Origin of the sequence: Microbacterium testaceum, from assembly GCF_003075375.1 — a bacterium.
Lineage (GTDB): Bacteria > Actinomycetota > Actinomycetes > Actinomycetales > Microbacteriaceae > Microbacterium > Microbacterium testaceum_E.
On the sequence record NZ_QDFT01000006.1, the window covers coordinates 48,566 to 71,702 of the forward strand.

24 protein-coding genes are annotated in these 23,137 nt (G+C 67.8%); 13 read left to right on the forward strand and 11 right to left on the reverse strand.

Features of this window, described 5'->3' with window-relative positions; translation table 11 throughout:
• Positions 1–94: 94 nt before the first annotated feature.
• On the forward strand, positions 95–418 hold the full coding sequence (locus DC432_RS03815; RefSeq protein ID WP_116536752.1) for a hypothetical protein: 324 nt from the start codon (positions 95–97) through the stop codon (positions 416–418).
• 4 nt (positions 419–422) lie between these two features.
• Here DC432_RS03815 and DC432_RS03820 read toward each other — a convergent pair whose 3' ends face one another.
• From DC432_RS03820 to DC432_RS03855, 8 genes are all read right to left on the reverse strand, one after another.
• Positions 423–1,433: an endonuclease/exonuclease/phosphatase family protein gene (locus tag DC432_RS03820; protein ID WP_116536753.1), complete on the reverse strand. Its 1,011-nt coding sequence runs from the start codon at positions 1,431–1,433 to the stop codon at positions 423–425.
• 37 nt (positions 1,434–1,470) lie between these two features.
• Complete coding sequence (locus DC432_RS03825) at positions 1,471–2,340, reverse strand: CHAD domain-containing protein (protein ID WP_116536754.1); 870 nt, start codon at positions 2,338–2,340, stop codon at positions 1,471–1,473.
• Positions 2,341–2,447: 107 nt separating this feature from the next.
• Positions 2,448–2,714 carry a GlsB/YeaQ/YmgE family stress response membrane protein gene (locus tag DC432_RS03830; protein WP_108317556.1) on the reverse strand — a complete coding sequence of 89 codons (267 nt, stop codon included), beginning with the start codon at positions 2,712–2,714 and terminating at the stop codon, positions 2,448–2,450.
• 472 nt (positions 2,715–3,186) lie between these two features.
• Complete coding sequence (locus DC432_RS03835) at positions 3,187–4,830, reverse strand: sigma-54-dependent Fis family transcriptional regulator (protein WP_116536755.1); 1,644 nt, start codon at positions 4,828–4,830, stop codon at positions 3,187–3,189.
• A gap of 98 nt (positions 4,831–4,928) precedes the next feature.
• Positions 4,929–6,080, reverse strand: coding sequence for an NAD(P)-dependent alcohol dehydrogenase (locus tag DC432_RS03840; RefSeq protein WP_116536756.1), 1,152 nt, complete (start codon positions 6,078–6,080; stop codon positions 4,929–4,931).
• A gap of 45 nt (positions 6,081–6,125) precedes the next feature.
• Positions 6,126–7,601 carry an aldehyde dehydrogenase gene (locus DC432_RS03845; RefSeq protein ID WP_207770736.1) on the reverse strand — a complete coding sequence of 492 codons (1,476 nt, stop codon included), beginning with the start codon at positions 7,599–7,601 and terminating at the stop codon, positions 6,126–6,128.
• Between the two features lie 154 nt (positions 7,602–7,755).
• Positions 7,756–8,469, reverse strand: a complete 714-nt coding sequence (locus DC432_RS03850) for an alpha/beta fold hydrolase (RefSeq protein WP_116536757.1) — start codon at positions 8,467–8,469, stop codon at positions 7,756–7,758.
• 121 nt (positions 8,470–8,590) lie between these two features.
• Positions 8,591–9,328, reverse strand: coding sequence for an IclR family transcriptional regulator (locus tag DC432_RS03855; protein ID WP_243393018.1), 738 nt, complete (start codon positions 9,326–9,328; stop codon positions 8,591–8,593).
• Between the two features lie 196 nt (positions 9,329–9,524).
• Here DC432_RS03855 and DC432_RS03860 point away from each other — a divergent pair, with 196 nt between their 5' ends.
• A complete protein-coding gene (locus DC432_RS03860) occupies positions 9,525–10,100 on the forward strand; it encodes an XRE family transcriptional regulator (RefSeq protein ID WP_116536759.1) in 576 nt (191 codons plus the stop codon).
• 70 nt (positions 10,101–10,170) lie between these two features.
• Here the strand turns inward: DC432_RS03860 and DC432_RS03865 are convergent, their stop codons facing one another.
• On the reverse strand, positions 10,171–11,145 hold the full coding sequence (locus DC432_RS03865) for a zinc-binding dehydrogenase (protein WP_116536760.1): 975 nt from the start codon (positions 11,143–11,145) through the stop codon (positions 10,171–10,173).
• A gap of 111 nt (positions 11,146–11,256) precedes the next feature.
• Between DC432_RS03865 and DC432_RS03870 the strand changes: the two genes are divergently transcribed.
• From DC432_RS03870 to DC432_RS03915, 10 genes are read left to right on the forward strand one after another with little or no spacing between them, the layout of a single operon-like run.
• Positions 11,257–12,078: a 2-keto-4-pentenoate hydratase gene (locus DC432_RS03870; RefSeq protein ID WP_116536761.1), complete on the forward strand. Its 822-nt coding sequence runs from the start codon at positions 11,257–11,259 to the stop codon at positions 12,076–12,078.
• Between the two features lie 54 nt (positions 12,079–12,132).
• Positions 12,133–13,446 carry an aromatic ring-hydroxylating dioxygenase subunit alpha gene (locus tag DC432_RS03875; protein ID WP_243393019.1) on the forward strand — a complete coding sequence of 438 codons (1,314 nt, stop codon included), beginning with the start codon at positions 12,133–12,135 and terminating at the stop codon, positions 13,444–13,446.
• On the forward strand, positions 13,443–13,781 hold the full coding sequence (locus DC432_RS03880) for a non-heme iron oxygenase ferredoxin subunit (protein ID WP_116536763.1): 339 nt from the start codon (positions 13,443–13,445) through the stop codon (positions 13,779–13,781). The genes DC432_RS03875 and DC432_RS03880 overlap by 4 nt, the downstream gene beginning before the upstream one ends.
• Positions 13,781–15,025 (forward strand): NAD(P)/FAD-dependent oxidoreductase, encoded by a 1,245-nt coding sequence (locus DC432_RS03885; protein WP_116536764.1) that lies wholly within the window; start codon positions 13,781–13,783, stop codon positions 15,023–15,025. The genes DC432_RS03880 and DC432_RS03885 overlap by 1 nt, the downstream gene beginning before the upstream one ends.
• Positions 15,026–15,060: 35 nt before the next feature.
• On the forward strand, positions 15,061–15,663 hold the full coding sequence (locus tag DC432_RS03890) for an aromatic-ring-hydroxylating dioxygenase subunit beta (RefSeq protein ID WP_243393020.1): 603 nt from the start codon (positions 15,061–15,063) through the stop codon (positions 15,661–15,663).
• A gap of 13 nt (positions 15,664–15,676) precedes the next feature.
• The gene (locus DC432_RS03895; RefSeq protein WP_116536765.1) at positions 15,677–16,525 is read left to right on the forward strand and encodes an SDR family NAD(P)-dependent oxidoreductase; all 849 of its coding nucleotides are present in this window, start codon (positions 15,677–15,679) and stop codon (positions 16,523–16,525) included.
• Positions 16,522–16,923 (forward strand): hypothetical protein, encoded by a 402-nt coding sequence (locus DC432_RS03900; RefSeq protein WP_116536766.1) that lies wholly within the window; start codon positions 16,522–16,524, stop codon positions 16,921–16,923. Before DC432_RS03895 ends, DC432_RS03900 begins: the two co-directional genes overlap by 4 nt.
• A 2-nt stretch (positions 16,924–16,925) precedes the next feature.
• On the forward strand, positions 16,926–17,882 hold the full coding sequence (locus DC432_RS03905) for an acetaldehyde dehydrogenase (acetylating) (protein ID WP_116536767.1): 957 nt from the start codon (positions 16,926–16,928) through the stop codon (positions 17,880–17,882).
• Positions 17,879–18,898 (forward strand): 4-hydroxy-2-oxovalerate aldolase, encoded by a 1,020-nt coding sequence (gene dmpG / locus DC432_RS03910; RefSeq protein ID WP_116536768.1) that lies wholly within the window; start codon positions 17,879–17,881, stop codon positions 18,896–18,898. The genes DC432_RS03905 and dmpG overlap by 4 nt, the downstream gene beginning before the upstream one ends.
• Before the next feature lies 1 nt (position 18,899).
• Positions 18,900–19,760 carry an alpha/beta fold hydrolase gene (locus tag DC432_RS03915; RefSeq protein WP_116536769.1) on the forward strand — a complete coding sequence of 287 codons (861 nt, stop codon included), beginning with the start codon at positions 18,900–18,902 and terminating at the stop codon, positions 19,758–19,760.
• A gap of 79 nt (positions 19,761–19,839) precedes the next feature.
• On the opposite strand, the gene DC432_RS03920 is transcribed toward DC432_RS03915, so the two are convergent.
• Positions 19,840–20,799: a 3-carboxyethylcatechol 2,3-dioxygenase gene (locus DC432_RS03920; protein ID WP_116536770.1), complete on the reverse strand. Its 960-nt coding sequence runs from the start codon at positions 20,797–20,799 to the stop codon at positions 19,840–19,842.
• Between the two features lie 24 nt (positions 20,800–20,823).
• Positions 20,824–21,273, reverse strand: a complete 450-nt coding sequence (locus DC432_RS03925; RefSeq protein WP_116536771.1) for a PaaI family thioesterase — start codon at positions 21,271–21,273, stop codon at positions 20,824–20,826.
• A gap of 113 nt (positions 21,274–21,386) precedes the next feature.
• Here DC432_RS03925 and DC432_RS03930 point away from each other — a divergent pair, with 113 nt between their 5' ends.
• Positions 21,387–23,099 (forward strand): acyl-CoA synthetase, encoded by a 1,713-nt coding sequence (locus DC432_RS03930; protein WP_207770737.1) that lies wholly within the window; start codon positions 21,387–21,389, stop codon positions 23,097–23,099.
• Positions 23,100–23,137: the final 38 nt, after the last annotated feature.

The window sequence follows — 23,137 nt, forward strand, 5'->3', positions numbered from 1 at the left end:
AGGCCGGGAGTTGGGGGCGGTCTCGCACGGACGTCGTTGCGCCGCTCGCGACCGGCGCCTTGACGGCGAGGTCGACCCGTGTTGGGCTGGAGCGATGACGACGTGGGTGTGGGTCATGACGGTGGCCGTCGGTACGGCGATGTGGCTGTGGTCGATCAGGCTCACCCTGCGCGCGTATCCCGACGAGCGCATTCCCTGGTGGAGGGCGCCCCGCAAGGCTCCCGCGGCAGCGGTCGCGCTGCGCGCGATCGGAATCGCCCTCGGCACGATCGGCGTGGCGCAGACGAGCGGTCTGGTCGCGACGAGCCCCGGCGGAGCGGCGATCGTCGCCGCGGTGCTGATGAGCGCGCTCTTCCTCGCTCCCTTGTATGTCGCTCTCATCCGTCACAACGCCCGCGTCGACACCCACGCGACGTGAGATCTCACCTGCGCACGAGGGTGGCGACGATGGGTCGATGATCGCTCCCCGCATCGTCCATGTCGCCGCGCACGTCGAACCTGGTCACGCGCCACGCCGATCCGGCGAGCACGTGGTCGATCGGGGCGCCGAGGGCGACCGGCAGCCAGACAGGCCAGGTAGCGGCGCCCGCCCGACCGTGTTGCGCGGCGGCGTCACGGCATCCACCGATACCGGCGCCGTCGAGGCCCAGACCGGCGAAATGGTCGATCGTGGCGTTCAGGTCGCCGGCGACGATGACGTCGCGCTCGGTGCAGCGCGCGGCGATCCACCTCAGGCCGGCCTCCCACTGGTCGACGACGTCGGCGAGCGGCGGCATGGGGTGAGCGACGACGACGGTCGGTCCCCCGCCCTCGACAGGGCGCCACACCGCACTCGGCAAACCCGGCGTCGACGCGACGGTCGTGTCGCGCTCGTAGGGTCCGAGCGCCGAGGACACCAGGAGCGAGCTCGGGATGCTCTCGCCTCCGGGCGCCGCCGCGATGGTGTCGTGACGCATCGAGACGCCCTCCTCCGCGAGCAGACCCGCGATCCGGGCGGCCGCGAAGGCGTCGGTCTCGGGAAGGGCCACCACGTCCGCGCCGGTCTCGCGAATCAGCCGTGCGATGCTCTCCGGCGACGCCCCGCCCCCGTAGGCGTTCCACGACACGACGGTGAGCTCGCCGCCCGTCCGCGCATCCTGCGCCGGTGGCACCATGCTCCGCCCCAGCAGCACCGCCCCGTTGCCGACCGCCACCGCGGCGAGCGCGATGGCCAGTACGGCCACGGCTCCCCCGCGGCGGCGCCATGCGGCGAGCGCCCCGACGAGCAGCGCGGCGATCGCGACCCCGAGGGCGAGAACGCCCCGCAGGGCGATTGCGTTCGCGATGAACGGAAGACGATGGATGCCGACCCCCTGCGGCCACACCACGATCGTTGCCAGCGCGAGCCCGGCGAGCAGGGCCGCGATGAACACGGGACGTGGGGCTTTCGGCATCCCCCTCAGTAAATCGGCATTCCGCGTGCGCCGGAGGTCAGCCGAGCCTCTTGGTCGCCTTTCGCGCCCTCTTCAGCGCTTTCGGCAGATGGGCCAGGTGAGCGTCGGCGCGGGACTGCGCGTGGCGCGCGATCTCGTCGTAGGGCGCTGTCGCCTCTTGCGCGGTGAAGGCGCGGCGATGCGTTTCGACGGCCCGCTCGACGAGCAGCAGATCGTCGCGGTGCTCGCCCAGCAGTTTGTGGACCCGCTTGGCTGCGCGACCGAGCCGTCGGTTGTCGCCGCCGAGCAGCGAGGCATCAGCGGCGTTCACGGCCTCCGAGAGGTAGCGCAGGCGACGCGCGGCCTTGCGGACGTCGTGCAGGCGGTCGAGCGAGCCGTCGGAGCGACGCACCGCGCGCGCCAGACGACGAGCGTCCCGGCGCAGCAGACGGCGGAAGGTCTTTCTCGCCGAGTCATCGTCGAGGTGGAGCGTCAGACCCGCCTCGCGGACGAGCTGTCGACGGGTCTGGCCGGCCGGCGTCTCGTGCGCGTCGACGGCGCGGGCGTGGAGGTGCCGGTACTCGGCCCTCTCGTCGCCGACGAGACGGCGTCTCGCGTCGGCGTCGACGATGCCGAGCTCGGCCATCACCGCCTCGGCGCGATCGGCGCGCACCTCGGCATCCCTCGCCTCGCCGAGGACGCGCCCCCAGGGCGCGAGCGCCGCGCGGGTGCCGGCGAGGGCGGGGTCGTCGCTGAGCCGTTCGATCGAGGCGAGGACCGAGCGCAGACGACGCACCCGCGTGCGGTGCTCGTGCAGCCCATCCGGTTCGTCTCGCAGTGCGGCGGCTTCAGAGGCCTCGACGTCGGCGGAAGCGGACTGGACGATCCGGCGGGCCAGGGTTTCGGCGGAGGGAGAGACGTGCGACATCCCGTCACGTTAGAGCGGGGGATGCCGCGACGCTGCGGGGTTGACGCCCCCGCGAACGCGCAAAGGCCCGGGGCGCGGTCCAACCGCCCCGGGCCTTGCGACCGATGTCAGCGCGCGGCGCGACGACCCACGATGAGACCGTAGATCAGCAGGACGATGATCGACCCGCCGATGGCCAGCAGCCACGTCTGCAGCGAGAAGAAGTCCTGCAGGGGGGCGTTGAAGAGCAGGCTACCGAGGAACCCGCCGAGCAGGGCACCCACGACACCGAGGACGAGCGTGATGAGCCAGCCGCCACCCTGCTTGCCGGGGAGGATCAGCTTTGCGATGGCGCCGGCGATGAGGCCGAGGAGGAGAAATCCGAAGAATCCCATTGTTGTGTTCCTTTCAGCGAGGATGAACCGATGCCCGCTCGAAACGGGCTCTCGTTGCATCCAGCTTCCTCTCAGCTAGCCGAAACGGCAGGTGGGTTGATTCCGGCGCGAAATTCTGGGTGTGTGACCGGACCACGTTCTCGGAACGAGGGATGCCACCACCCCACCCGGGGCTGAGGACACCCGTGCGCTGTGATCTGCGGCACCACACCCTGGCGAGTTATCCCCGGGATTTTCCACAGGCCTGTCGCGTCTCCGCCCGGTCGGCGGTGCCCCGCGCGCACGGCGGAACGGAGGGGCCGGGGCCGCGAAATTACGGGCGTGTAATTTCGAAGACAAGGACGAATGTGCTCGATTCTCCACAGCATCGTGCACAGGTGGAGGGACTTTCGCACACGCTTTCCACAGAGTTATCCACAGATGTGGGAAAGCGTCGTGAACCCCACCCCGCCACCGCGCTTCGCTCGCGCGGTCAACCGGGGATGCCGAGTTCTCTCATCCGCTTGTACAGCGTGGTGCGCGAGATGTGCAGCTCCCCAGCTGTCCGCCGCTTGTTATGGCCGTGGGCCGTCAGGACACTGGTGATCGTGTCGCGCTCGGCCCGTTCGAGCGGGCTGAGCATGACCGCCGCCGCGCCAGGCGTGGCGGTGCCCAGTTGATCGATGCCGATCTCACCGAAAGGGGCCGCGTCGCTTGCCGTTCGCAGGACGAGCGCGAGCTGACTGACGTTGCCGGGCCATGAGCGACGCGTCAGTTCTGCGAGCGCCGACTCGCTGATCCGACGAGCCGGGTCGATAGCGGCCAGGATCTCGCGCGCCAACGGAGCGATCCGATCGGGTCGAGCTCGCAGAGACGGCAGATCGATGGTGTGCGTGGCGCGCGACAGGAGCGAGGCACGGTCGGGATCGGGTGGGCCGATGATGTGAGTGAGAACGGTGGGGGCCGCGCGGTCGTCGAGCATGTCCGCCAGCCGGTGAGCGAGCATCGGCGGCAGAAGGTGGACATCGTCGATGATGAGCGGCGCATCCCCGCTCGATCCAGAGACCGCTTTCGCGAGCCAGTCCTGGGTGGAACACTCCGCGAGCTCATCGCAACGCAGAAGGACCGCGGCGGGATGCAGTGTCTGCGCGGTGTGCGTCTTGCCCGTGCCCGCCTCGCCGCGCACGACGACGAGCGGTGCTCCCGACGGGCGCTCCGTCTCCCGGGATCGGCGCGAGGCGATGCGCGGCCCTTCGGCCCGTAGGCCGCCGGGGGCCACGGACAAAGCCATCACCGCTCCTCGCGAAACGCGGACGAGATTCACATCGACCACGGGCCCCGACGAGAGGGTCATCCGGAGCGTCGTGTCGTGTCGGGCATCCTCGGCGAGAGAACGCAGCGCCGCACGGTCCACCTGGTCGAGAAGCGTCTCGGCATACGGATTCTCGAGGAACACCCCCGGACTCACCCCCACCACGGCATGCCCCACCCGCCGGTTCGCCACCGTGTGGAACGACCTCAGAAGCTCGTGCTCGCTGGCTCGGGACCTCTCGAGCAGCTGATTCTGCATTTCGATGGCCGCCTGATTGACGAATGCGCCGAGCAGCGGAGAATCGAGCTCCGTGAGCGCGGTGAGATCGAGGACGCCGTCGAGCCGACCGGTGATGGGGTTCACGATGGGGACCCCGTAACAGGTGAATTTCTTGAGGGCCTCGACGAAGTGCTCATCGCCGCGCACGGCCAGCGGTTTGCGGATCTCGAAGACCGTGGCAATGGCGTTGGTTCCGGTGTTGTCCTCCGAGAAACGGCGCCCCCGCTGCGCCCCGTCGTGGGCCATGAGCGACTCGATGCGCGGCTGACCGAAACGCATGTCGATCAGCCGCGCATCGCGGTCGGCCAGGAGAACGCAGTATCCGGTCCCGTCGAGGTCCCTCGCGATGCGGTCGAGCACCGGCGACGCAGCATCGAGCAGGCGGCTTTGCCGGTCGACATCTTCGACCCCGACCGCGTCCAAGGTGTGCTCCGGAGACAACCCGCTCAGCGTCGAGCGCCGCCATGACAGCGCGATTTCGCGGCGCAGTGTCGACTCGAGCTGGGTCGTCATCCCCAGATCGATGACGCGTCCGTTCTCGCTCATCTTCGATGCACGCTCCCCGACTCGGGGGAGCGACCGCGAGGGCGCACCCTCGCGGTCGTCTCCACTCGCACGACGACGTCGTCCCTCAGGCGAACCTCTCAGAAGCGGATGATCGGCTTGATCGTGGCACCGCTGTGCATGTCAGCTGCGGCCTGGTTCAACTCGTCGAGCCCGTAGAACTTCGTCAGCTTCGAGAGGGGGAACCGGCCACTGCGGACGAGATCCACCAGGGTGGGGACATACGCCACGGTCTCGGCGTCGCCTTCGCAGATGCCGACGATCGTCTTTCCGAAGAGGATGTCCAGAACCACGATCGGTGCGGCCGCTCCGGGCTCGCTCGGCGCACCGATGACGCCGATGGTTCCGCCCGACCGCAAGGCGAGTACCGCGCTCGACAGCACCTGCGTGTTGGCCGTGGTCTCGACGGCGTAGTCCAGACCGGCGCCCCCGGTGAGCTCGCGCAGACGCTCGGTGACATCCTCCGTCTTCGCGTTGATCGTCGCCGTCGCTCCGAATTCCCGAGCGAGCTCCAGTCGCGAATCGACGAGATCGATCGCGATGACCTGTCGCAAGGGCGACTGCGCCGCCGCGAAGATCGCCGAGAGTCCCACGGCTCCGACGCCGAAGACGGCGATCGTCGCACCGGGCTCGGGAGTGAGCACGTTCCATACGGCGCCCGAACCGGTCTGGATGCCGCATCCCAGGGGCGCGAGACTCGCGAGCTCGTCCTCACTGAGGTCGTCGGCGACCTTGACCACGCTGCGCTCACGCACCAGGGCCGTGGACGAGAACGAGGACTGGCCGAAGAAGCCACCGCCGACGGCCTCTCCGTCCCGGCTCAACAGCGTCGACCCGTCGAGTCGTGTCCCGCCGACGAGATTCCGCGGGGCGAATTCGACGCAAAGCGCCGGGTGGCCGTCGCGGCAGTTCGAACACTGCCCGCAGCTGTCGAAGCTGAGCAGCACCTTGTCACCGGGCCGAACTCGCGTGACCGCGGCACCGACCGCCTCGACGACGCCCGCCCCCTCGTGACCGAGCACACCCGGGAGCATGAACGGGATGCCACCGCCCTGCACCACGAGATCGGTATGACAGACGCCCGCCGCCACGATGCGCACGACGACTTCGTCCGCGCGCGGTTCGGCGAGTTCGATATCGGCGACCGTGAACGAACCGCCCACGGCTTCGAGGACGGCGGCCCGCGCGGTGCGGACGCGGGTGGGGGCGGCGTCGGTTTCGGAAATGGTCATGAGAAGGCTCCTTCGCTCTTCGATGGTGGTGCCGACCTCGAGGTCTCAGACCCCGAGGTGGTAGATGGACTTCTGCTGCTGGTAGGCGGCGATCGCGTCGGGGCCGAGCTCGCGGCCGATCCCGCTCTGCTTGTAGCCGCCGAACGGGCTCGAGGGGTCGGGCAGGTAGGTGTTGACACCGATCGTCCCGGTGCGCACTCGGCGCGCGACGTCGAGCCCCCGAGCCTCATCCGCCGTCCAGACCGAACCGCCCAGACCGTAATCGCTGTCGTTGGCGATGGCGATGGCCTGATCGACCCCGTCATAAGGAATCAGAGTCAGCACCGGGCCGAAGATCTCCTGGCGGGCGACCGCCGCGGAGTTGTCCAGGCCGGCGAAGACGGTCGGTTCGAGGAACCAGCCGGTATCCCGGTCGGGACGCTTGCCGCCGGTCACCACCTTGCCCCCCTCGGCGCGGCCCTGCGCGATGAACGCCTCGACGCGGTCGCGCTGTCGCGCGCTGGCGAGCGGCCCGACGAGCGTCGTCTCATCCAAAGCGTCACCGAGCGGGAGGGAGTCCGCGAACGCGGCGAACAATTCCACGATCTCGTCGTACCGACTGCGGGGAGCGAGGATGCGCGTACCGATGAAACACGTCTGGCCGTTGTTGAGAAGGGTCGCGGTGTACAGCCGCTGGCCGATCTCGGCGAGGTTCAGATCGGCGTCATCGAGGATGATCGACGCCGACTTCCCGCCCAGTTCCAGCGTGACGGGGCGCAGGAGACGACCGCACGTCTCGGCGATCTGCTGTCCTGCGGCGGTCGAACCGGTGAAAGCGACCTTGTCGACATCGGGGTGTGCGACGAGGTAGGCGCCCAACTCGCGCCCGCCGGGCACGACGCTGACGACGCCGGCGGGAATGGTCGATGCATCGACGGCCTCAGCGAAGAGAACGCTGTCGAGAACCGTCTCGGGGGACGGCTTGATGACGATGGTGTTGCCCGCAGCGAGGGCGGGCGCGTATTTGAACGACGAGAGGACCTGAGGGAAGTTCCACGGCACGATCGCCGCTACCACGCCCAGAGGCTCGCGGCGCACCGTGGTCAGGCCGCCGAGCAGGTGGGGGTGCGTCTGCTCCGTCTCCTGCAGGCGAGCCTGCGAGGCGATGTATCGGATCACGGCAATCGGGAAGTCGCCCTCCAGACCAGCGGAAACCTGTACCGGCATGCCGTTCTGCGCAGACACCCGACGGGCCATCTCGCCCTTGCGCTTCTCCAGCTCGTCGGCGAGGGAGTCGAGGGCATCCGCTCGTTGGGACGGCGCCCACTCGCTCCATCCGCCTCGCTGCTCGAACGCGGCGCGCGCGGCAGCGACGGCGATGTCGACATCCGCTTCTTGCGCCTCGGGCACCGACCCGAGGTACTGCTCGGTGCTCGGGGAGTGCACGTCGATGGTCGCAGAGGAGGACGGCGCCGTCCACGCTCCGCCGAGGTAGAGCTCGCGGACGACGGTCGCGTCCGGAGAGGAGATTGTTTTCATCATGTCGACCATCGTCAGCGGCCCGCGCCGCCGCGAGTGTTCACATCCTGGACGCAATCGGCGAGGTGCCGGACGCCTCGATGCAGCGCCGATGGCGCAGCACGGTGCAGCGGTCGGGTCGGACCGGTCCGCGGGCGGTGGTGCATGCTGCGCGCGCTCATCGGGGTCGAACGGCCGCCGCCACCGCGGCGATGATCTCGACAGCTTCGGCGGACTGCGACTGGATCCCCAGATGGGTGGCATCGGCGACGGTCGTCGCCGCGCCTGCGCGGCCGGCCATCGCATGCTGCGCCTCCGGGGGGATCACCTGATCCCGCTCCGCGACGACGTAGGTCACCGGCGTGGACCCCCATCCCGCAGTGCTGCTGGGTTCCAGGAACGCTCGCACGGCGTGCGGCACCATCCGGCTGACGTGCTCGTCGACCTGCTCGGGCGAGGCGGCGTCCACGGCCACGAACTCCCGACTGACCGACGGATCGAGGTGCGTGAACGTTCTCGTCTCGTCGAAGAGGACCCACGGCGGCAGCTGCCCTCCCATCAGCTCAGCCAGCGTCTCACCCTCCACCGGGAGGAACGCGGCGAGATAGACGACTGCCGCGATGGACGGCTCGCCGGCCAGTTCGCTGGCGACCATTCCCCCATACGAGTGCGCGACGACCACGACCGGACCCTTCTCGGCGGCGATGTGTTCGCGCAACGCCTTCGCGTCATCCTTCAGACCGGCGGGAGCACCGCCGTCGGTCGAGGGCAGTTGATCGATCACCGACACCGTCAGCCCTCGCGCGCGCAGGTCGTCGGGAGTACTTCCCCACGACCATCCACCGTGCCACGCTCCGTGCACCAGAACGACATGGGGGGTCACTGCGTTCATTTCCTGTCCTCTCCAGCGGTCCGAGGCGGCCGCGTCGATATCGTCCTCGGGTCGCGTGGACCCGAAGCCCGCGCGTGCCGACCAGTGGAACGGTCGTCATCGACTGTCGGCATGGGTTCCCCTACGCCGCGAGACGGATTCGACTGGCGGCGATCCGTGAAGCCGAGAAGGCCACGGAACGCAGCACCCGTTCGTGACGGAGAGGGCGGAAGGACGCGTCACCCGATACCGAGAACGAGGCGATCACCCGTCCTCCGTGGCCGCGGACGGGGACGGCGATGCAGTACAGATTCTCCATCGACTCGCCTCTGTCGTGTGCAAGACCGGTGCGCCGGACATGCGCGAGTTCGGCCATCAAGTCGTCCTCGTCGACAAGGGTGTTCCGCGTCCACGCGTGACGCGGGCCGCGAAGGACCGCCTCGGCCGCCGATGCGTCCGAGGCCAGCAACACCTTGCCCACGGCCGTGCAGTAGGCCGGCATCCGTCCGCCGATCCGCGACGGCGTCCGCAGACCGTTCGCTCCCTCGAGCTTGTTCAGATACACGACGTCCGAGCCGTCCAGCATCGCGAGCTGTACCGTCGCATGCGTCTCGGCGAACAGTTCCGCGAGGAATGGGGTGAGCAGGTCCCGCACGGAGTTGTGGGCGGGCAGCGCAGCGGGGCCGCCGATCTCCTCCAGTGCGCGACCGAGGCGGTACACCGTTCCGGTGCGGTCGACCATGCCGTTGCGCTGCAGCATGGCCAGCAGACGGAAGGTGGTGGACTTGCTCAGCCCCGCGCGACGACCGAGCTCGCTGACGCCCACACCCGTGTGGCGGTCCGCCCCGAAGGCTTTGAGCACGGCGACGGCCTTGTCCACCGCCGTGCGGTTCTCCTGCGCGAGGTCGGTGCTGTCTTGCATGGGTGCCCTCATCTTCATCGATGCCGGCGGATGCCGGTAATGCTGGTGCCGGCTCGGGTACCGGTGAGCACATCTTGGGCCTCCCGGCCATTGGGGGCTATCCGGGCGGTACATTGCAATGGACGATCCACACGTCTCGTAAGGAGCACCCGGCGTGGCAGCGAACGACATCCTGGCGCGGAATCTCCGCCGGTTCCGCGAGGAGAGAAAGCTTTCTCTGGCCGAGCTCGGCAGACGGTCCGGTCTATCGAAGCAGACCGTCCTGCTGGTCGAGGCCGGCTCCGGCAACCCGACCATCGACACCATCGACCGCCTCGCTCTCGCTCTCGACGTGAGTCCCCGGGCCCTGTTGTCGGAGATGGGAACCGAGGTCCTGGTCAATCGCGCCCAGGAGGGACGGTGGCAACAGCAGGGCGGAGCGGACGTCCGCCAACTCGACCAGGCTTTCGGCTCCGGCTACGTCGTCAATGCCCTCATCCGCCTCAGATCCGGCGATGAACCCTTCCTGTGCCCCGCTCGTAGTCGCGGGTCGCTCCGGCACTGTTACGTCGTGGACGGTGTCGTGTCGATCGGCCCGGTTGCGAAGACCGTCACGGGGCGACGAGGTGACTTCGTGAGGTTCCCGGCCGACACGGATCACGTGTTCGAAACGCTCACGGAGACAGCGGAAGTCCTCGTCTGCACCACGGCACCCCAGCTGAGCATGGCCGGCGGCGTTCGGGTGTTCTGACCGGGGATCTCGGCTCCCATCGCGCGGTGCCGGCAGGTGAACGGGGCGTTCGATCGCCGTCACCGCGTTGTCAGGATGGCGGCAGCTCGACGACGAGCTTGCCGAGCACGTCGCCGTCGAGCAGCCGCCGGAAGCCTGCGGGGATCTCGTCGAAAGAGATGGTCGTCACCCGCGGTCTGATGCCGGCCACCTCGACCAGACGGAGCATCGCCTCGAATTCCCCGCGCGTACACCCGGTGGAGCCGGAGATGCGCAGTTGGTTGTAGAACACCCTCTGCAACTCGGCGGGGGGCATGGCACCGCTCGTGGCGCCGGCGACGACCACGATCCCGCCCGGTCGAAGGGCTCGAAGCGACGACGCCCACGTGGCCTCGCCGACTGTCTCGACGACGGCATCCACGCGCTCCGGCAACCGCTCGCCGGGCGCGAACACGGCCGACGCCCCGCACTCCCTCGCAAACCGAGCCTTGTCCTCCGTGCGAGCGGTGGCGTACACGCGCGCACCGGCAGCGGCTGCCAACGCGATCGCGGCGCTGCCGACACCGCCGCTGCCGCCCTGGACGAGCACACGATCGCCGGCGCGGACTCCCGCGCGCGTGAACAGCATCCGGTATGCCGTCCCCCAGGCGACGCCGAGCGCCCCAGCCTCCGCCCATGTGAGTCCGTCGGGCTTGGGGACGACGAGCTCGTCGGGAACCACGATGTATTCGGCGAGCGCCCCGTCGATGGTCTCCGACAGCAATGCCCGCTGCGGATCGAGCGTTTGATCGCCACCGCCGCGAAGGGCGTCTCCCATGACGGGATGAACGACGACCTCCCGTCCGTCGTCGGTGACCCCGGCGGCATCGCAACCGAGCACGATCGGAAGTCGCTCGGCCGGGTGCCCGATACCCCGCAGAGTCCACGTGTCATGGGGATTGAGCGCAGCGGCCCTCACCCGGATACGAGTCCATCCGACCGGGGGCACAGGGTCCGGGACCTCCCGGAGAGAGAGCCCATCGAGAGGGCTCTCGAAGTTCTGAGCGACAGCGACGGCAGCACGCATGATTCCTCCTCAGACACGAATACTGCCGATGTCGCGCGCCCGCGGCCCCCGGCGTTCCGGACAGCGGCACGACGGGTCGCAGCGTCACCTGCTCCGGCGCACTATCGACCCGTGACATCTTCAGGAACCGACGAACCGTACGGGATCCCCGCGCTCGCTGAGGCGCTTCGCGAGGCGGAGCTCAGCGGCATCGCCGTCCCCCCGCCCTCGACGCTGCGGGACGGCCTGACGCTCGCCGAGGCGTACGAGGTGCAGGCGGTGAACATCAGGAAGCGCCTCGACGCCGGAGAGAGCGGCGTGGGACACAAGATCGGCTTGACGTCGCTCGCGATGCAGAAGCAACTCGGGGTCGATCAGCCCGACTTCGGGGTCGTCACCGATGCGATGGTGATCCGTGAGGGCGAGCAATGGGATGCGTCGCGTCTGATCGCGCCGCGCGCGGAGGCCGAGTTCGCTTTCCTGATCGGCGAAGATCTCGGGCTCGCTCCCGACCCGCAGGAGCTGCGCGCCGCCATCGCAGGAGTGGCCTGCTCGATCGAGATCATCGACTCCCGGGTCGTCGATTGGCGAATCAGCCTCGTCGACACCGTGGCGGACAACGCGTCGTGCGCGCGGATCGCCTACGGCGCGTTCACCTCGGCTTCGGTCGACGTCCTCGATGCCCTCCCCGACGCGATCATTACGATGACCCGGGACGACGACGTGGTGGCGAGCGGACCCGGTTCCGCCGTACTCGGCCACCCGCTGACGGCACTCGAATGGCTCTCGCGCGCAATCGGCGCCTACGGAGAGCGCTTCCGCGCGGGAGACGTCGTACTCGCGGGGGCGGTCGCCGCGGCCGTACCGCTCACTCCCGGCTCGGTCTACCAGGCGAGCGCTCCCGGCCTGGCGCCGGTCTCGGTCCACGTACCGCTCCGCACTCAAGGAAGGTGAACGATGACGATTGAACGGCTGCCCAGCACCGAGGAAGGCCAACGACCAGGGCTCGTGACCGGAGACATCTGTCGGCCGCACGGCTTCGCCCCCCGCATCGACGTGTCGTCCCTGATCGACACGGATCACGGTCTGATCGACCGGGCGATCTTCACCGACCGCCGTCTCTACGAGCAGGAGCAGGCGCGGGTGTTCGCGTCGAGCTGGCTGTTCCTGGGCCATGTGGACCAGCTGCTCAAGGCGGGCGACTTCTTCACCACGTTCATGGGCGAGGACCCGGTCATCGTGACCAAGGACAAGAGCGGTCGCATCCGTGCGTTCCTGAACTCCTGCCGTCACCGCGGGGCGCGAGTACTCCGGGCCGACTACGGTTCGACGCGCGCTTTCACCTGCACCTATCACGGATGGTCCTACGACCTCGAAGGCAAACTCATCAGCGTCCCCAACGAGGTCGGCTACTCGCAGGAACTCTGGAACCGCGACGAGTGGGGCCTCCTCGAGGTAGCCCAGCTCGATACCGTGCTCGGCCTGATCTTCGCCACCTGGAACCCGAAGGCGCCGCCGCTCGACGAGCAGTTGGGGGACATGAAGTGGTACCTGGAGGCGTTCCTCGACCGCGATTCCGAAGGCACCACCGTCGTGGGCGGGATCACGAAGTGGGTGCTGAAGGGCAACTGGAAGCTGGCCGCGGAGCAGTTCGGGACGGACTGGTACCACGTGAACATGTCGCACGCGTCCGCCCTCATGGTGCTCTCGCCGACGGGGAAGGGTCCGAAAGCCGAGATCGCCAACACCGCCGGACGTCAGTACTCCGACGATCGGGGCAATGGAACCGGCTTCCCGGTGCACCCGAAGAGCCGATTCGACGCGGGCCCGGTCCACAAGCACTACGACTACGCCGCTATGCGCGAGCGGCTCGGCGCGGCCCGCGTCGAGGGTCCCATGACGACCGGCCACGCCACGATCTTCCCGAACTTCTCCTACCTCCCCGTCAACGGCTCGATCCGCGTCTGGCATCCCAAAGGCCCTGACGAGATGGAGGTGTGGGCGTGGACGGTTCTCGACAAGTCCATGCCCGAGGAGGTGCGCACGGCTCAGCGCCTCTACAACCTGCGCACCTTCGGTCCCTCGGGGATCTTCGAACAGGATGACGGCGAGAACTGGAGTGAGATCCAGTCGATATCCCACGGGTGGCGCACGAACACCGTCCCTCTCAACTACCAGATGGGCATCGGCACCGAAGCCGAGGACGGCGTGCACCCCGGCTCCACGAGCGAGCTGTACAGCGACGCCGCCGGCCGTCGCTTCTACAAGCGGTGGGCCGAGCTCATGAACACTCCGGCGTGGCACGAGGAGGCCGAACAATGACCGAAGGAATCGTCGTCGCACGGACCGATGAGGTACCCGACGGAGAAGCCATCAAGATCGACGCCGCCGTCGCGGGGACCGTCGACGACATCGCGATCTTCAACGATGGCGGAGAGTTCTTCGCTCTCGACGACACGTGCTCGCACGAAGACGCCTCTTTGTCCGAGGGCTGGATCGACGCTGGTGTGGTCGAGTGCCCGTTGCACGCGGGCAAGTTCTGCCTCAAGAACGGCGAGGTGCTGTCGATGCCCGCGACGGAGGATGTCGCCTGCCATCGTCTGGTGATCGACGGCGACGACATCCGACTGATCCCGCGCCCCGATCGGATCGCGTGATGTCCTTTCCTCGCGACGCCGGTCGGGTGGTGATCGTCGGCGCCGGCCTCGCCGGTTTCAGCGCCGCCCAGACTCTCCGGTCACTCGGGCACGAGGCGCCGGTCACGTTGGTGGACGCGGAACCGGCGGCGTATGACCGTCCTCCGCTGAGCAAACGGCTCTTCGCGAACGACTTCTCGCTCGAGGACCTCGCCTTCTCGAGCCCCGAGAAGTTGTCGCAGGCGGGGATCGACACGCGCTTCGGTCAAGCTGTCGAGGCCATCGACGCCGCTTCCGTGACCGTGACGCTGGAGAACGGCGAGGTCGTCGAGGGTGACACGCTTCTCCTGGCGATCGGCGGACGCGCACGGTCGCTGACCGTTCCCGGCGCCGACCTGCCCGGCGTGCGCACGCTGCGGACTTTCGATGACGCGGCGGCGATCCGCGCGCACGTCAGAAGCGGCACGCGCGTCGCCGTGATCGGCGCGGGGCTCATCGGAGCCGAGCTGGCATCCGCGCTGCACCTCCACGGAGCAGACGTGACGTTGATCGACCCGGCCGAGACTCCTCTGCAGCCCGTCATCGGCTCTCTCCTCGCTTCGCATCTGCACGCCATGCACAGCCTTCGCGGGATCCGGGTCGTGACCGGACTCACCGAACGCATCGAGACGGATGGCGAGGCCATGACGGTCGTCGTCGACGATGGCTCGGTCATCCCCGCCGAACTCGTCGTCGTCGGTGTCGGGCTGGTCCCGAACATCGAACTCGCGGCGGCGGCCGGACTGGAGACGGACGGGGGAATCCTGGTGGACGAGCACTATCGGACGAGCGTCCCCTCGGTGTTCGCCGCGGGAGACGTGGCGCGACTCCGAGACAGCCGCGGCGTGTTGCACCGGCGGGAGGAGCACTGGGAAGCCGCCCAGTTGAGCGGACAGCACGCGGCGCACGCCATGCTCGGCGTGGACCTGCCGGTTCGCGGCGCGAGCTGGTTCTGGTCCGATCGGCACGGCATCCACCTGGAGGCATCCGGACGACTGCACGGTGACGGCGAGTTCGTCGTCCGACCCGGCGTGCATCCGGCGGTGTTCCTCGTCGACGAGGGTCTTCTCGTCGGCGTCGCCGCCATCGACGACAACAACACCGTCCGCGCTGCGCGCCGCATCATCGACCAGCGAATCCCCGTCGTCGCGTCCGACCTCGCCGACCCGTCCTTCGCTCTCCGCAGCATGCTGCGCGCCGAGCGTGCCAAGACGCGGAACGCGTGATTGAACCCCACTGATGAGCGGGATGGGATGAAGAAATGACCGATTCTTTCCGACTGAATCCGTCGACGATGAACGGGGCGACCGCTTCGTCGACGAGCATCCTCGACGACGAAGTCGACGGGATGAAGCTCGCCGATATCCAGACCCACTTCGAAGTCACGCAGTTCTACAACCTCGAGGCGGAGTTCCTCGACGACGGGCGGTTCGCAGACTGGATGGAGATGCTCGCCGAGGACCTGCACTACTGGGCGCCCATCCGCTCGAACAGGCTCCGACGGCAGCAGGCCCTGTCCATCGCCGCGCCAGGCGAATCCGCGTTCTACGACGAAACTCGAGACTCACTCGCGTGGCGCATCCGTCGGTACGACTCGGGCATGGCCTGGGCTGAAGACCCGCCCAGCCGAACGCGTCACCTCGTTTCGAATGTCTCGGTCCGGCAGCGCAGCGACGATCTGCTGCAGGTGCGCAGCGCCTTCATCGTCTACCGCAACCGGCTCCACACCGAGGTGGACATCTACGCCGGCGGCCGCAACGACGTGCTGCGCCCCAGCGGCGTTCACGGATTCGAGGTTGTCAAACGCACGATCCTCTTCGATCAGAACGTTCTTCTCATGAAGAACATCTCGACCTTCTTCTGAATTGGGCTGTCACATGACGACAAAGGGATGGCTGGACGGCGACGCCGCCCTCATCACGGGGGCCGGCTCGGGAATCGGCCAGGCGGTGGCCCTGCGCTATCTGCGTGAAGGCGCGAAGGGCGTCGCGATCTTCGGACGCGACGCGAAGCGATTGCAGCAGACCGTCGATGCGGCGGGAATCGACGGCGATCGCATTCTCCCGCTGGTCGGGGACGTGCGATCCACGGCGGATCTGAACGCCGCCGTACAGGCGACAGTCGACCGATTCGGCTCCCTGGACGTCCTGGTGCCGAACGCGGGGATCTGGGATTTCAACCGGTCGATCACCCGCACGACGCCGGATGAGATCGAGTCGATCTACGACGAACTGTTCGACATCAACGTCAAGGGATACCTGCTCACGGTTTCGGCCGCGTGGCGCGCGCTGGTTGCTGCGAGGGGGAGCATCGTGATGACGCTCTCGAACGCCGCGTTCTACCCCGCCGGGGGCGGCGCCGTGTACACCGCCGCGAAGCACGCGGCGAGAGGGCTGGTGGCCCAGCTGGCGTACGAGCTCGCTCCCAAGGTGCGCGTCAACGGCGTGGCCATCGGTGGCCTCCGTACCGACCTGCGCGGCCCGGCGGCGGCGGGCATGTCGCAGCGTTCCATCGAGCAGTCGTTCGCGAAGCGAGACGGCCAGGCAGGAACGAACATGTGGATCCCGCTGCACGATGCCAGCACGGATCCCGTCGATTCCACCGGCGCGTACGTCTATCTCGGCTCGCGCCGTGAAGCCGGCACCGTCACCGGGGCGATCGTCAATGCCGACGGAGGCATCGGGGTCCGAGGCTTCGCCACCGCGGCGGGAGGCGACGACCTATGACATCCCCGGTCCCCCCGAGCTCCGACGGGGTCGTGGTCGTACCGGGCACCGACGGCGAACCCGCCCGGATCCAGGTGCGGCGGGCCCGCGAGGGAGAACTCGCCCTCGCTTATCCGGCCGGAACGCACGATCGAGAACTCGTGGTCGAGGGCTCGCCCTCGCCCGCTGCAGTCGCCGGGTTGGCGGCCGCGATCCTCGCCGCGGACGAACGGTGTCGTCGCGTGGTGCTGCCCGTCCCGGAGCAGGATCTTCCCGCCATCGCGTGGGCGGAGGAGGCCGGGTTCCGCTACGTCGTCGACGTCGAGACCCGAGCCGGCTCATTCTCACTGCTCGTCGTGGAACCCGGCTGGGTCCTCGAGCAGCCGCACGTCCTCGCTGACATTCCACTGAAGGAGTAATCATGACAAAGGCGAAGGTAGCCATCATCGGCTCCGGGAACATCGGCACCGATCTGATGTTCAAGGTCATGCGCCTGTCCAGCGCGCTCGAAATGGGCGTCATGGTGGGGATCGACCCCGCCTCGGACGGTCTCGCGCGAGCCGGCCGCCTCGGTGTCGAAACGACGTCCGAGGGTGTGGACGGATTGATCGCCAGCCCCCAATTCGACGAGATCGAGATCATCTTCGACGCGACGAGCGCATCTGCCCACAAGAAGAATGCCGAGAAACTCCTTCCTCTCGGAAAGAAGCTCATCGACCTCACACCCGCGGCCATCGGACCCTACGTGGTTCCGGCAGTGAATCTCGACGAGCACGTGGACGCCCCCGACGTCAACATGGTCACGTGCGGCGGCCAGGCGACGATTCCGATCATCGCGGCCATCAGCTCCGTCACGCCCGTGCACTACGGCGAGATCGTCGCCTCGATCGCGTCCAAGTCCGCCGGGCCGGGAACTCGGGCGAACATCGACGAGTTCACAGAGACGACGTCCTCCGCCATCGAAGCCGTCGGAGGAGCGGCACGTGGCAAGGCGATCATCGTCCTGAATCCGGCGGAACCACCGATGATCATGCGCGACACGGTGCAGGTTCTCACCTCACGCCTCGATGACGAGACGAAGGCGGCCATCGAAAAAGCGGTGGTGACACGCGTCTCCGAGGTTGCGGATTACGTCCCCGGCTACCGGCTCAAGCAGAGCGTCCAGTTCCTGGACGAAGGCGCGGAGTACGGCGTTCTCGTTCCGGACACGCGTGTGCAGACCGAGGGTTACACGCGCGTGTCCGTCTTCCTCGAGGTCGAAGGAGCCGCCATGTATCTCCCCGAGTACGCGGGCAATCTCGACATCATGACCAGCGCAGCACTGCGCACCGCGGAGCGCATCGCCCTCCGCTCCGAGACGGGAAAGGCCGTCGCATGACGAAGATCTATCTGCAGGACGTCACACTCCGAGACGGCATGCACGCCATCCGACACCAGATCTCGCCGGCCAAGGCCGCCGAGATCGCCTCGGCGCTCGACGCGGCCGGCGTCGACGCGATCGAGATCTCTCACGGCGACGGTCTGGCGGGGAGCTCGCTGATCTACGGTCCCGGGTCCCACAGTGACGTCGCGTGGATCGAAGCGGTCGCGGCGAGCGTGAAGAACGCCGTCCTCACGACCCTGCTCCTGCCGGGCATCGGAACGCTCGAGGACCTGCGGCGAGCATTCGACCTCGGCGTTCGCAGCGTACGCATCGCGACGCACTCCACCGAGGCCGACGTTGCCGCGCAGCACATCGGGGCGGCCCGCGAATGGGGGATGGACGTTTCGGGTTTCCTCATGATGAGCCATCTCGCCGAGCCGGCCGCGCTCGCGCAGCAGGCGAAGCTCATGGAGTCCTACGGCGCCCACTGCGTCTACGTCACCGATTCCGCCGGCCGTCTGACGATGGACGGCGTGAGGCAGCGCGTCCTCGCCTACCGCGAGGTGCTCGACGAATCGACGCAGATCGGCATCCACGCGCACCAGAATCTGTCCCTCGCGGTGGCGAACTCCGTTGTCGCGGTAGAGGCGGGCGCGTATCGAGTCGATGCTTCGCTCGCCGGCCACGGCGCAGGGGCGGGCAACACCCCGATCGAACCGTTCACTGCGGTGGCGAAACTGCAGGGTTGGGACGTTGCAGCCGATCTCTTCGCCCTTCAGGACGCGGCCGACGATCTCATCCGTCCGCTGCAGGACCGCCCCGTCCAGGTCGATCGCGAGACCCTCTCGGTCGGATACGCCGGCGCCTACTCCAGCTTCCTCCGGCACGCGGAACGCGCGGCCAGTCGCTTCGGAGTCGACACCCGCGACATCCTCGTCGAGGTGGGCAATCGTCGCCTCATCGGCGGGCAGGAAGATCTGATCACCGACATCGCGCTGGACATGATCGCCGCGCGCGACCGAGGAGAGTGAAATGACCGACACCATCGCTCCCGACTACACCACCGACGCCTTCTTCGGCCTCGAGGACCGCTGGGTCGAGACGGCCCCCGGCGAGCTGACGCACTACCACGAGCTGGGCACGGGTACACCGATCCTGTTCCTGCACGGTTCCGGGACGGGCGTCACGGCCGCTGCGAACTGGTGGCTCAACCTCCCGGAACTGTCCGAGCTCGGGCGCTGTATCGCGATCGATTCGATCGGCTACGGGCAGACCGTCGTCGCCGAAGGCACCGAGTACGGGATCCGTGAGTGGGTGCGTCACGCCGTCCGAGTTCTCGACGCTCTGGGCATCGAGAAGACGTGGATCGTCGGCAACTCCCTCGGTGGGTGGCTGGCCTTCCAGTTCGCCATCGACTTCCCCGAGCGCGTCGCCGGGATCGTCTCGATGGGAACGGGCGGTGCCAAGCTGACGGCCGCGCTCCAAGGGCATTCGTCGCCGGTCCTCACGCCCGAGGGCGTGCGGCAGACCCTCGAGCTCTTCGTCGTCGACAAGACGCTGGTCACAGATGAGTTGGTGGCGCTCCGCTACGCTTCCGCGCTGAACGACACCGCTTCGTCGCGACTCGTCGAAGTGGTGGCCGCCCGCGACCGGGACCGCACCGCACTCCCCCTGGACTTCGACGTCCTCGCACGTCTCGCCGTTCCGGTACTGCTGATCCACGGGACCCAGGATGCCGTCATCCCGGTGAGCCGGACGTGGGAATTGGTCAACACGATCCCTCACGCCGATGCGCACATCTTCAGCCAGTGCGGCCACTGGTCGCAGGTCGAGCGCGCCGAGGACTTCAATGAGGTCGTGGGGCGCTTCCTGCGCTCGCACGGCGTCGGTTGAGCTTCTCCAAGTCTTCCAAAAGAAGAGGCCCCGATCCGCGGATCGGGGCCTCTTCTTTTCTTCCTCTCTGAGCGCCGTCTCAGGACCGACGCGACAGGGGATCCTTCAGGACAGCGGTCGTCACGGCGAAACCGGCGATGTACTCCTTGATGGGTCGGTAGAACTCATAGCCGAGCTCGTACGGTCCGCACGCGCGCAGGGCGGAGTATGCGGCGACCCACGTCCGGATCTCGTGAGACGAATGGCCCGCCACCCGGTCCATGTCGTCCGCGGCGTAGGCGTCGAAACCGGCGACGTCACCGGAGCGGACGACATCGAGGAACGCGCGGTCCCATTCCGGATTCAGCTCCATGATGTCCGCCTCGCCCTTGGCGAACGCGACCGCGGTGTCGATCGTTCGTTGCTGCCGGGCGGCGCGCGCCTCGGGCGTGGGGTGGCGGCCGACCGTCAGGAATTCGCGCTGCTCCGGGGTCGCCGTGGCGATCTGCGGAACCGGCGGATCGTGCGACAACCCGCCGGAGCCGATGAAGAGGACACGTTCGTCGCGATCGCGGAAGAATTCACCGACAGCCTGCCCGAACTTTCGGACGCGCGAGACCTTCGCGAACGGTCTCGAGACGGAGTTGACGAAGATCGGCACCATGGGGACGACGTCGAGCCCCCCGAAGATGATCTCGGTCGGTTGGACGGCCCCGTGATCGACCTCCATCCGGCGCGAGATCGCGGTGTCGATGTCATTCGCGATGACGTGCGCGGCCAGGTCCTCCGCCAATTGACCGGGCACCGCGATGGGACCGTCCCACGAGTCGTAGTCCCCCGTCCCGTACGCCTCGTATCCGATGCAGAACGGCGGCATCAGGTCGTAGAAGAAGCCGTTGTAATGGTCGGGGCCGAAGTTCACGATGATGTCGGGGCGGAAGTCCCGGGCGAATCGCTGCACCTCTTCAAAAGCTCCCGCGACGGCGTCCTTGACGTCAGCAGGCGGGTCGGTGAACTCCAGTAGTGGACTGTGCGACATGCAGACGAGAGCCTGAGTCATGTTTTCCTCCTTTGATTGACAGCGTCAGCGGCCGACGACGCGACGAGACAGCACGTAGGTGAAGGTGGCGCTCATCAGCAGCTTTCCGGCGGAGTCCGCCACGGCCACTTCGGTCACTGCGACGGATCCACCGGCACGCAGCATGCGCGCCGTGGCGACAGCGAACTCCGCCTTCGAATTGCTCAAGAAGTTCTGGCTCGACTGCACCGCGAGCGGGAACAATCCCTGGTCGTCGTAGCTCTGCATTGCCAGGAACGTGCCGGCGATGTCCGCTGCTCCGAAGAGCGCGGCGGCAGAGAACATGCCGCTCGCCTGCGCGACCGGCTCACGCAGCGGCAGCGAGAAAGCGATACTCGTCCCGTCCGCGGCGTGAGGCTGCAGGCCCAGGGTGACCACGATGTCGTCGAACCCGCGCCGTGCGGCGAAATTCTGAAAGCTGTCGGCCAGTTCCTCCGTGGACGCCGAGATCGCCATTCATCGCACCTTCCTCGCAGCTGCGTTCGGCCGAGTGCCGTGGGCCTCGCGGCTGCGGCAGCACGAGCCCCGCTGTCAAAGGTGCCGTCCCCCCGGGTGTCCCGGCAGGCTCCGTGCCGCAGAATGGCACGGGTCGATATGCGCCTGGCGCGTCTGCGGCACGCTCGACGTGGCCGATTCAGCTCTCGAAGAGGAGACGAGCCTTGAGCAAAGTCGATATCAGCGCCACCGCACAGATCCGCCGGCTGGCCAAAGCCCACCCCAGCCTGACCGCCATCGTCTACGAGGGACGCGACGTGTCGTACTCCGAGTTGTACGGTCTCATCGAGCGGCTGGCGGCGAGTTTGAGTGAGGACAAGGTGGGGCCGGGCGAACGCGTGGCCTACGCGGGTCACAACAGCCTCACCTTCTTCGTGACGTTCTTCGCCGCCACATGGGTGGGAGCAGCGTTCGTACCCCTCAACTTCCGATTGGCGGCGCCTGAGACACGCGCGGTGCTCGAGGACGCCCAGCCCAGCGTGCTCGTCTCCGAGCCTCTGCAGGCAGCGGTCATCGACCCGTTCGTGGATCGACTCGGACTCGTTCGCGCCCTCGTGGTCGACGACGACGAGCACACGCCGGCGGCCGAGTACTCCAGCGACGTGTGGGGCTCGTACGGCGACTACAGCGCGAGCGGTGCGACCGCGCCCGAGATGACTTCTCGGAACGATGACGACTTGGCCGCCCTGCTCTACACGTCGGGGACGACTGGTCGAGCCAAAGGTGTGATGCTCACGCACGGCAATCTCTGGTGGAACTGGGTCAACGTGGACACCGTCGTGGACACGCGCTTCGGAGACGTGTGCTTCGCCGCTGCTCCGCTTTTCCACATCGGCGGGTTCAACGCGCTCGCGCTTCGGACCCTGACCCGAGGTGGCACGCTCATCGTGCGGCGCGCATTCCAGCCCGCACAAGCCGTCCGGGACCTCGTCAAGTACCGCGTGACGAGCATGTTCCTCGTGCCGGCGATGCTCGCCAGTATCGAGCGCGAGCCCGAATTCGCCGAAGCCGACCTCGGTGCGCTGCGCTCCACCATCGCCGCCGGTGCACCGGTCCCGCCGGCGCTGATCTCCCGCTATGTCGACAAGGGCGTCCTGATCCAACAGGCATGGGGACTGACGGAGACCTCGCCGTTCTCGACCTATCTCGAGGCCTCCCGGACCACCGAGAAGCTCGGGTCGTGCGGGATCCAGATGCCCTACACCCAGGTGAAGGTGGTCGACCCGGCATCCCTCGAACCCATCGCGGAACCCGGCGTCTCGGGTGAGTTGTGGGTACGCGGACCGAACGTCTCGCCCGGCTACTGGAACAATCCCGAGGCAACCGCCGCCGCCTTCTCGGAGCACGGGTGGTTCCGCACCGGGGACCTGGGTTACATGGACGAAGAGGGGTACATCTTCATCGTGGACCGCTTGAAGGACATGGTCATCTCAGGTGGCGAGAACGTCTACCCCGCGGAGGTCGAGAACGTCTTGAACTCGCATCCCGCCGTGGCCGACGTCGCCGTGATCGGGGTTCCTGACGACCGGTGGGGTGAAGCCGTCTGCGCAGTGGTCGCATTCCGTGCAAAACCCCTCACCCTCGAAGAGATCCGAGAGTTCCTCTCCGGCCGCATCGCTCGCTACAAATTGCCCTCGCGGCTCATCGTCGTGGATCTCGTTCCTCGCAACGGAGCAGGGAAACTCGACAAGCCGACGATCCGGCGGCAATTGGCCGGGGTGCCCATCCCCTCCATCGCGACCGTCACGGCTGCTCCCTTCACCGAGGCTGTCCGAACGCGAAGCTGAGTGAGCTCGCGCCCTCGCGCTCAGCGGCGGGCCGGGCG

Coding starts and splice junctions, on each gene's coding strand:
- DC432_RS03815 (WP_116536752.1), top strand. CDS start 95: ATGACGACGTGGGTGTGGGTCATGACGGTGGCCGTCGGTACGGCGATG.
- DC432_RS03820 (WP_116536753.1), bottom strand. CDS start 1,433: ATGCCGAAAGCCCCACGTCCCGTGTTCATCGCGGCCCTGCTCGCCGGG.
- DC432_RS03825 (WP_116536754.1), bottom strand. CDS start 2,340: ATGTCGCACGTCTCTCCCTCCGCCGAAACCCTGGCCCGCCGGATCGTC.
- DC432_RS03830 (WP_108317556.1), bottom strand. CDS start 2,714: ATGGGATTCTTCGGATTTCTCCTCCTCGGCCTCATCGCCGGCGCCATC.
- DC432_RS03835 (WP_116536755.1), bottom strand. CDS start 4,830: ATGAGCGAGAACGGACGCGTCATCGATCTGGGGATGACGACCCAGCTC.
- DC432_RS03840 (WP_116536756.1), bottom strand. CDS start 6,080: ATGACCATTTCCGAAACCGACGCCGCCCCCACCCGCGTCCGCACCGCG.
- DC432_RS03845 (WP_207770736.1), bottom strand. CDS start 7,601: ATGATGAAAACAATCTCCTCTCCGGACGCGACCGTCGTCCGCGAGCTC.
- DC432_RS03850 (WP_116536757.1), bottom strand. CDS start 8,469: ATGAACGCAGTGACCCCCCATGTCGTTCTGGTGCACGGAGCGTGGCAC.
- DC432_RS03865 (WP_116536760.1), bottom strand. CDS start 11,145: ATGCGTGCTGCCGTCGCTGTCGCTCAGAACTTCGAGAGCCCTCTCGAT.
- DC432_RS03880 (WP_116536763.1), top strand. CDS start 13,443: ATGACCGAAGGAATCGTCGTCGCACGGACCGATGAGGTACCCGACGGA.
- DC432_RS03885 (WP_116536764.1), top strand. CDS start 13,781: ATGTCCTTTCCTCGCGACGCCGGTCGGGTGGTGATCGTCGGCGCCGGC.
- DC432_RS03890 (WP_243393020.1), top strand. CDS start 15,061: ATGACCGATTCTTTCCGACTGAATCCGTCGACGATGAACGGGGCGACC.
- DC432_RS03895 (WP_116536765.1), top strand. CDS start 15,677: ATGACGACAAAGGGATGGCTGGACGGCGACGCCGCCCTCATCACGGGG.
- DC432_RS03900 (WP_116536766.1), top strand. CDS start 16,522: ATGACATCCCCGGTCCCCCCGAGCTCCGACGGGGTCGTGGTCGTACCG.
- DC432_RS03905 (WP_116536767.1), top strand. CDS start 16,926: ATGACAAAGGCGAAGGTAGCCATCATCGGCTCCGGGAACATCGGCACC.
- dmpG (WP_116536768.1), top strand. CDS start 17,879: ATGACGAAGATCTATCTGCAGGACGTCACACTCCGAGACGGCATGCAC.
- DC432_RS03915 (WP_116536769.1), top strand. CDS start 18,900: ATGACCGACACCATCGCTCCCGACTACACCACCGACGCCTTCTTCGGC.
- DC432_RS03920 (WP_116536770.1), bottom strand. CDS start 20,799: ATGACTCAGGCTCTCGTCTGCATGTCGCACAGTCCACTACTGGAGTTC.
- DC432_RS03925 (WP_116536771.1), bottom strand. CDS start 21,273: ATGGCGATCTCGGCGTCCACGGAGGAACTGGCCGACAGCTTTCAGAAT.